The following is an 8650-nucleotide window of genomic DNA, read 5'->3' on the forward strand; positions in this document are numbered from 1 at the left end:
ACGTTGTTCACGAAGATGGACGCGGTCACGTCGCTGCCCGCCACGTTCTCCCAGTCGATGCCGAGATCGAGCTGGTTGTAGCCGTTCTCCTCGCCGAAGGGTTCATTGAACACCGACAGCGAATACTTGCTGGAGTAGGCCCAGTTGGCGCGGAAGGTCATGTCGCCGTTATCGCCCGGCATCGCCGTGGTGTACTGCGCACCCAGGTTCAGGCGGTGCTTGGCCAGGAACGGGAACGGACGACCCGTCTCCGGACGACCGGTGGCAACGTCGATGAACTCGCCGTACTTGCCGTCGGTGTAAGCCCAGGATGCGGACAGCGTCAGGCCCGGCACCGGCATCAGGGTTGCGTCAAGCTCGACACCCTTCACCGTGGCTTCCGCCGCGTTGACGATCAGGTTGATCAGCGAGATGCCGCCGGTGATCGGGTTCAGCACCGAGAAGGACTGGCTAACCTGCGCCCCCTTCAGCTTGGAGCGGAACAGCGCCAGGTTGGTGCGGGCCGGCATGCCAGCAATGTCGAAGTCCGACTTCACGCCGACTTCGAAGTCGGTGACCTTCTCCGGGTCATAGGAGAGGCCGAAGTCCAGCGCCTGCGGGTTCAGACCGCCGGCGCGGTAGCCCTTGCGGTGCGTGACGTATACCAGCGTGACCGGATCGATCTGCCAGTCGAGGCTGACGTTATAGGACGAGGCGTTGAACGACTTGTCCAGCTCCGTCGGGCAGCCGTTGACGAGGCTGCAGGTCTCGATGGGGAACTGCGCCCGCGGGTCGCGGCGGTTGTCGAAGTTCATCCAGCGATAGTCATGGGTGTAGCGATAGCCGCCCGTGATGCTGAGGCCTTCAGCCACCATATCGGACAGGTCATAGGACAGCTGTCCAAAGACCGCCTGGCTGCGCTCCTTGCGCTCCAGGAACGTTTGGAGCGGCGTGCCTGCCGACACCTGCCGCAGATACTGCGGGCTCGGGGTCTTGCCCCAGGACAGGAAACCGCCGAGGGTGAATTCCAGCTTCTCATCGAGCGCGTTGCCCTGCAGCTGCAACTCCTCGCTGATCTGACGATCATTGGAGCTCCAGTTGCCGTCCGGCGTGATCTGGTCGAGCAGCGGGAACACCGTGCCGTCCAGGTCATAACGGCTCAACTGCTTGAAGCGGCGGATGCCGAAGATGTTCTTGAGCGACAGGTTTTCGCTGATCTGGAAGTCAGTAATGTTGGTCACGCCCCAGCTGACCGTCTTTGACAGACCATCAACGCCGGACTGGGAAATGCGGGGGCCGCCTTCCTTCTGGTTGGCCAGCTGCTGCTCCAGCAGCGGCGACGGGAACATGGAGAAGCCGCCAGCCGCAATGGCCTGAGCGATGACCGCGCGCGGGTCCGGGCTGGAAGACAGCAGCGAGATCGACGGACGGTTGCCACCCAGATACAGCGGCAGACCGGCAACCGCATTGGGCGACAGCATCTTGTCGACGTTCACCCCGATCAGCTGCTGCGACGAGCCGTTGGTGTTGGACTTGTAGTAGTCAAACATCAGGAAGTTGCTGAGGCTGTCGGTCGGCGTGAACTCGAGCGAGAAACGGCCGCCCCAGTAGTCGCGGTCGTCCAGCATCTGGCCGTTCACGATGTTCTTGGTAAAGCCATCGCGCTTGGAGCGCTTGCCGGCGAAGCGAATGGCGAGCGTGTCGGAGACCGGCACGTTCAGCGCTGCTTCCAGCTGACGCTCGTCAAAGCGGCCGATCTGACCGGTGACATAACCCTCGAACTCGTCCGTCGGCCGCTGGGGCTCGAACAGCACCGCGCCGCCCGTCGAGTTGCGGCCGAACAGGGTGCCCTGCGGGCCTTTGAGCACCTGCACGTTCTGCAGGTCAAAGAAGCGGCCCGGACCGCCGGAGTCGCCGGTCTGGAGCGGCACTTCGGCAAAATAGGCAGTGACACGCGGATTCTGGCCTTGCGCGGATGCGCCCGAGCTGGACATACCGCGGATCGACAAGGTGACCTCATCGCGGGCCTGCTGATAGGTGGTCAGCGACACGGCCATGCGCTGCAGGTCCGTCGCGTCCTGAATGTTGCGCTGGGCCAGAACATCGCCGCTGATGGCCTGCACGGCCACCGGTACGGTTTGCAGCGATTCTGCACGACGGCGCGCGGTGACGACGATTTCACCCAGGCTGACGTTGGCAGCCTGTTCCTGCTGCGCTTCTGGTGCGGCATCCTGCGCCTGGACGGCCGTCAGCGGGAACACCGAAGCAACCGATGCAAGCAACACGCCCGCCTTAAGCGACACTAATCGATTCAGCACAAAGAACCTCCCCCTCATCTGACTGCTGTGCTCCCGCGGATTTTCCCGCTTTTGGATTTTTGCACTTGCAGATTAATAATGGACCTCAGTCTATTAATGGAAAGGGGTATTGGCAAGTATCCTTTCAACATTCGCAGGCGTTTGGCCGCAGGATTGCGCAGAAAGCGGGTCAGACCAGGATAAAACCATAGCACCCGTTGCATATTTGCATCAGTGGCGATATGAGGGGAGTGGGCAAAGTTCAGGAAATCGGGGGGCATTTCCAACAGTTTTGGCCTTCATCGCCTGGTTGGCAGTATGCTGACCGTTTGAGAACCGATTTGCACCCGGAGCGCAGGAGTCTCGCCTGCCCCGTCATCACTGTGTGACTTGAATGGAAAAAGAGCCAGAGAAGGCCGATGTCAGCGTTTCCCGGCGGACGCGCAACAAGATGCGGACTCGTGAAGCCATTTTGAATGCCGCCCGCGAATGCTTCGGCCAAGGCGGTGTTGCCGGCACCACGATGGATCAGATCGCCAACGAAGCAGACGTGGCGCGCGCAACTTTGTTCAATTACTTTCCCAGCAAGGGCGACATCGTGGCTGTGCTGGTCGAGGAGCTCGACGAGGTCTTTTACCGGAAGATCGAGGCGCTGCGGAAGAAGCCGCTGACGACGGCTCAGCGGCTGGACCGGCTGATGCGCACGACCGGCAAGGAAATGGAAGAATCACCGCCCTACATCCGCACCATCGTTGGCGCATCGGAGCTGGGGTGGAACGAGAACGTGGGCGCGGCACGCTTCGGGCGGCTGATCGTTGAATTCCAGAAGATGCTGGAAGACGGGCTGGCAACCGGCGAAGTGCGCGACGACATTGATATCCGCGTCCTAGCGGAGATCGTGACGAGCTGCCTGGTCGGCATCGTTCACAACTGGCGGCTGGACGAGACCTATCCGCTCGCCAAGCGCATGACCGAAGCCGGCTACTTTCTGGCCCAGACCATCGTCAAGCCTGGGCAGAGCTAGCCGGGGACAACCCCGCTGCGCTGACAGGTCAGCGCAGCGCCCGGGCCAGCAGAGCCTGGGACTCCGCCGAGCCGTCCAGCACCCGGTTTGAGCGGGTCACCATGCGCCAGCCTGCCTCCGTTCGCCGAAGTTCCCAGTGATTGGCCGAGGCACGCCATACCGTGTGCCCCTCCTCCCCGCGCAGGACGACAAGGGAGTAGGCAACAGCCTCCGCCCGGTCCCCCGCCAGCGTGATCTGCGGTGTGCTGGTGATGTGCGCAGAGCCCTGCCGGATCAGGCCTTGGTGCGTCTCGGCCTCGTAAAGCGCCTCGAGCGTATCGTGGCCCGCAAAGCGGTTCATGCCGCCCACATCGTAGGCGCCGTCTTCAACCCAGAGTTCAGCGGCTGCCCGGCTCGCCCCGCTGTCGACAGCCGGACCGTAGGTTGAGAGCAGACGGATGATCTCGAGCTGATCTTCTGCGGCCCGCAGCCGGGCCTCGATCTTTTCCAGTCGGTCTTCGTATGACATGGCTTTCCTTACGAACGGCACGAAGCGCATGCCAGCTGGCAATATTGCGAGCTGATCCCCTTGCCGGTGTCTCACGCCTTGCGCTTGGTGCAGGCCTTGCCCTCGCAGCTTAGGCAATCATCTGCTTCTCGGCGAGCGTGCGCCGGTAAACCGGCATGCCGGCCACGATGATCGCCACGATCAGCGGCAACAGCACCGCGCCCGCAATGGCGATGGAATAGCGGATCGCGCCTTCATCGCCAAAACCGAAATCGGTGATGGCGGCGATGAAGCTGGCGCCAAGGCCAAGCCCCACCAGATTGACGCAGAGCAGTGTAAGCGCCATCACCTGCCCGCGCAGCTGGTTGGGGGTGACATCCTGAATGGCGGAAATCATTACGCCCTGCGCGCCCTGTCCGATAAGCGTGCCGAGCGCCATGCAGGCCAGCGCCAGCGGGGCATTGGGCATCAGCGGGCCAATGATGAGCGGGAACGCCTTTAAAACCGTCGTCACCAGCACGATGCGGATGTTGGCGTCCGACTGGCCCTTGCGCATCAGCCGGCCGGACATCCAGCCGCCCGCAATGGTGCCGATGGTCCCGCAGACCAGCATGACGACGCCGTAGTAGAGGCCGACTTCGGCCACTGGCATCTGATAGGTGCGGATGAGGAAAGTCGGGTACCAGAGCGAGCTTCCGATGGCGAGCATGCCGATGAGCGAGATCGACCCGATAAGCATGCCGTAGACCTTCCAGTGCGCCTTCAGATAGGCGAAGGTTTCCGACAAAGGCATGACCTTGTCTTCATAACCCTTGGCCAGTTCCCGGCGCACCGGCTCGCGGATGGTCATGATGAGGGAGGCAATGATGACGCCCGGCAGGCCAACGGCGATGAAGACCATCTGCCAGGGCTCGAGCGCGCCGATGATCGGCAGGGATCCGCCGCCCCGCGCCGTGAAGAACTGGAGCAGGAACCCGCCGATGATCAGCGCGAGGCCGCCGCCGATGGGATACCCGATGGCGTAAAGGCTGATGGCGAGCGCCCGGCGCTTGGGCTCGAAATAGTCGCTGAGGAGCGAGTAGGCAGTTGGGCTGAGCGTTGCCTCTCCCATGCCGACGCCGATGCGCGCGGCAAAGAGCTGCCAGAAACTGCGAGCCAGCCCGCACATCATCGTCATGATCGACCAGAACACGACGCCGACGACGATGATGCGCGTGCGCTTGCTGACCGTATCCACCAGCCTGCCGATGGGAATGGCGGCAACGCTGTACAGCAGCGCGAAGGCGAAGCCCTGAAGCAGGCTGATCTGAAAGTCCGTGAGCTGGAGGTCCTCCTTGATGGGGATGACCAGCAGCGTCAGCACGCGGGCATCGATGGCGCTGAAACAATAGGCCATCGAGAGAATGCCGGCGACATACCAGGGGTATGCCGCGCTGGTGGTTCGTTCCGGTATTTCCGTTCCGCTTGCCGCCTTGCTGGTCATTGCCCGCGTCTCCCCATTTTTATTGTTCGCGTTACCAGGCCGATGCCGGGTTCTGCCGCGCAAGCAGGGTGTCAATCCGCTCCTTCAGCTTCTGATCGTTTTCTGCGCTTTCCGGCAGCAGCCAGAATTTTCCAGCCCGGATCCCTGCAAGCGCAAAGCTTGCGACTTCCTCGGGTTCGGTCAATGCCATTTTCAGACCTGTGGTCCGAACCAGATCCTCCATGGTTTCATAGGCGGGCTTGTTGCCGTCGTTGTCGCCGTAATCCTCCGGGCGATTGCGCTTGGATGCCAGAATGGAGGTGTTGACCACGTGCGGCCCCGGGAACAGCACCGCAGCGCGCACGCTCGAGCCTTCCCGCAGAAGCTGCTGGTAAAGCACCTCACTGATGCTGGTCACCGCGGCTTTGGAGGCTGCGTAGATCGGCGTGTTCGGCAGGGAGCGCAGCCCTCCGTTCGAGGACGAGGTGTTGATGACCACCCCTTCCTCGCCCGAAGCCAGCATGCGCGGAACGAACGACTGGATGCCGTAGACGACGCCGAACACATTGACATCAAAGCCCCAGCGCCAGTCGTTCGCCGGCAGGCTCCAGATCGTGCGCTGGGCCTCTCCCAGCCCGACCCCGGCATTGTTGAAAAGGAGATGGACGGCGCCGAAGCGGTCCCAGACCGCTTCGGCAAGGCTCTCCACGGACTCCGCCTTGGTCACGTCCACGCGCAGGCCAATGACCTCCCCGCCCGTTTCGTCCGAAATCTCGCGTGCCGTGGCATCGAGCCGGTTCTGGTCGATGTCCGCCAGAACCACCCGAGCCCCTTCTGCCGCCAGTTGCTCACCAAGTGCGCGACCAACGCCACTTGCGCCGCCGGTAACAACAGCGACACGCCCCTTGAAGCTTTCCATCAGGCAACCTTCTCGCCAGCCACCAGCACATCAATGCCCGGGTTGGTCGGCGCATCGTTCCGCTGCACCCAGAACGGCGCGATATATTCAGGCGGGACGGTCGTCAGCAGCTGGCCGCTGGTGTTCGTCGCGCCCTCCACGTAATCCATGCTCACCATCCGCACGATGGGCACATCGACCAGCGGATCGTAGGCGGATTCATGGAAGCGGATCTTGCCCTCGAAGGCGCGCTTGAGGCTGTAGTTGCGCTTCCAGTTGAGGCGGGTCAGGTACACGTCGCCATCGAATTCTCCCGGGGTCGTGATGGAAGGCAGGCCCTTGTAGCAATAGAAGTACTCCTCGAACGGCTCGGGCTTGCCCTGGTCTGCGCCAAGGGTTCCGTCGACCTCGAAGAAGGTGATGCCGTGGCGGGTGCAGGTGGCCCGCACATGATCGCCGTTCTTCTCGAACGTGGTCTCGGCGATCTTCTTGGGCTCGCCGAAGCGCTCGCGGCCCGAGGTCACCACTGTTTCGCCTTCCATCGACATGTGGAACACGTAGCCGCCAGGCGTGCCTTCATATTCGCACATCAAGGCCAGCGTCAGCGCACCGATCTCGACCGTGCGCTCCGGCGAGACGTGCATGGCGACGTGGGCAAATTGGAGGAACACTTCCGGACGCGCCGCTGCCTTGAGCGGGCGCGGCAGCATGGCATGAATGATCTCCGGATGGGTTTCGTAAACGGCCCGGACGGTGCGGACGGTATTGTTCAGACTGCCTGACTGCGGGGTCGTCACCGGACCCTGAACAAAGCGTAACTTGGCCATATTTCCCTCCCCTTGAATGGGCACAGTCGCCCGTTGCGCGCCGAACCTTGCGTTGGCGCACCCGTGATGCAGCTGGGTTGTTTTCGTCTGTTAGACGGCGGTCATCTGCCGGGGCGTCGCATCCTCGGCATAGAACTGCTCGAAATACCTGCGGAACCGCAGGATCGGGCCGTCCCGGTCGCACAGCAGCGGCCGGACACGGTGGATCTTGTGGTGCCAGATGGGAATATCTCCCTCAACGCCGGACTGGCCGCAGGTATTCTCAATGGCAGCCATGGCCGTCCTGTGCTCAGGTGAGCCTTCCGGCGTATCCGGATAGGTGAAGCAGAAACGCAGCTCGACCTGATCAGCCTCGACCGGCGTTGCCAGCACCATCAGGGACAGGGTGACGACACCCTTGAGCTGGGTGAACTTCTGACCCGCGCCGTTCTGGATGGTATTGACGCTCGAGGGCACGATTTTGGTGGAGCCGTCCGGCAGGGTGATCTGGCGCTCGCCCGCCGCCTCGCTGCGGCGGATATGCCCCTCATAGCTGGTCTTGCCTTCGGGCACTGCCTCCATCTTGTGGACGAACTCGAAGTGCGCGAGGTCCACGCCGTTCTCGGCGATCTCCTGCGGATTACTGGCGAAACTCCAGAAGCGGCGCACCGGCTTGGCCCAGCCTGCCTCGGTGAAGGGCGCGTGTTCGATCACGTCGAACATCGGCGCGACGCCGGCCGGGTGATACCACGCCCAGACGACACCGTTCTTCTCCACTGTGGGATAGGGGCGGGCAATCGGCTCGCGCTTGGTGATCGGCGGCATCACCCGCGCATAGGGAATATCAGTGCAGAAGCCATCCGGGCGGAAGCCCCAGCTGTGGAACGGGCAGCGCAGCTTGTCGCCGTCAACCGTGCCACCATGGCCCATATGCGCGCCAAGGTGGGGACAGTATGCGTCCAGAAGACCCACCTCGCCCTGCTCATTCCGGAAAATAACGAGATCCCGGCCGAAATAGTGAACCGGCTTGACGTCGCCGACCGACAGCTCGTCACTATAGCTCACGAAAAACCATCCATACGGAATGGGCATGGGAAACCGTTGCAGCATTCGCCATCCTCCCCTTGAGCCGGTCCTTGTCATTTTTTTGAACCGGCCGCCCTTGCTGGGCTTTTTATTAAGATACCCTGATCTGCCTGGTGCGGAAGCACATGAGCGGCGACGCACTGTGCATGTGCGTGTACAATCTAGACCCTTCAAAAGCCGAGCAAGCCAGCTTACCTGATGAACGCAGGTGCAAAAGCTCTTCACTGACGCCGCTTCGCCCCCGAGCCAGCAGGGAAGAAGCGGTTTCTGCTCCACAATTATTGCGGGGCGCTGGCCGTACACTCAGGTGATATACGATGCCAAACGGTCCATGGCGCGCTGCATCCACGGGCGCAGCTTTGCATGATCGAACCGGCCGGCCAGATAATCGATGAAGGCGCGCGTGGCTGCCGGCATCATGCCGGACGAGAACACTGCCCAGACTTCCTTGTCGTAAAATGCCCAGTCGCGATCGAGAGCAATCAGGCGGCCCTCGGCCAGATCATCTCCGATCACGCTGATCGGAATCTGCGCGATGCCGAGCCCCCGGCGCGCAGCCGCCGACAAGGCAATGCCGCTGTTGCTTTTCCAGTAGCCTGACACCTTCACCC

General features: G+C 62.3%; 8 protein-coding genes. 1 reads left to right on the forward strand and 7 read right to left on the reverse strand.

What is annotated here, in order from left to right:
* Window positions 1-2297: TonB-dependent receptor (locus VIG90_RS01030; protein ID WP_331591532.1), on the reverse strand; the 2297-nt coding region annotated here is incomplete at its 3' end.
* A 373-nt stretch (window positions 2298-2670) separates the two neighbouring features.
* Here VIG90_RS01030 and VIG90_RS01035 point away from each other — a divergent pair.
* Window positions 2671-3300, forward strand: coding sequence for a TetR/AcrR family transcriptional regulator (locus VIG90_RS01035; RefSeq protein WP_331591534.1), 630 nt, complete (start codon window positions 2671-2673; stop codon window positions 3298-3300).
* 28 nt (window positions 3301-3328) lie between these two features.
* Here VIG90_RS01035 and VIG90_RS01040 read toward each other — a convergent pair whose 3' ends face one another.
* From VIG90_RS01040 to VIG90_RS01065, 6 genes are all read right to left on the reverse strand, one after another.
* Window positions 3329-3808 carry a nuclear transport factor 2 family protein gene (locus VIG90_RS01040; protein ID WP_331591536.1) on the reverse strand — a complete coding sequence of 160 codons (480 nt, stop codon included), beginning with the start codon at window positions 3806-3808 and terminating at the stop codon, window positions 3329-3331.
* A 109-nt stretch (window positions 3809-3917) separates the two neighbouring features.
* Complete coding sequence (locus VIG90_RS01045) at window positions 3918-5270, reverse strand: MFS transporter (RefSeq protein ID WP_331591537.1); 1353 nt, start codon at window positions 5268-5270, stop codon at window positions 3918-3920.
* A gap of 31 nt (window positions 5271-5301) precedes the next feature.
* On the reverse strand, window positions 5302-6168 hold the full coding sequence (locus VIG90_RS01050; protein ID WP_331591538.1) for an SDR family NAD(P)-dependent oxidoreductase: 867 nt from the start codon (window positions 6166-6168) through the stop codon (window positions 5302-5304).
* A complete protein-coding gene (locus VIG90_RS01055) occupies window positions 6168-6974 on the reverse strand; it encodes an acetoacetate decarboxylase family protein (RefSeq protein ID WP_331591540.1) in 807 nt (268 codons plus the stop codon). The genes VIG90_RS01050 and VIG90_RS01055 overlap by 1 nt, the downstream gene beginning before the upstream one ends.
* A gap of 90 nt (window positions 6975-7064) precedes the next feature.
* A complete protein-coding gene (locus VIG90_RS01060; RefSeq protein WP_331591541.1) occupies window positions 7065-8018 on the reverse strand; it encodes a Rieske 2Fe-2S domain-containing protein in 954 nt (317 codons plus the stop codon).
* A gap of 324 nt (window positions 8019-8342) precedes the next feature.
* Window positions 8343-8650: LysR substrate-binding domain-containing protein (locus tag VIG90_RS01065; RefSeq protein WP_331591543.1), on the reverse strand; the 308-nt coding region annotated here is incomplete at its 5' end.

It is taken from the genome of Pedomonas sp. (assembly GCF_036515995.1).
Classification (GTDB): Bacteria; Pseudomonadota; Alphaproteobacteria; order Sphingomonadales; family Sphingomonadaceae; genus Pedomonas.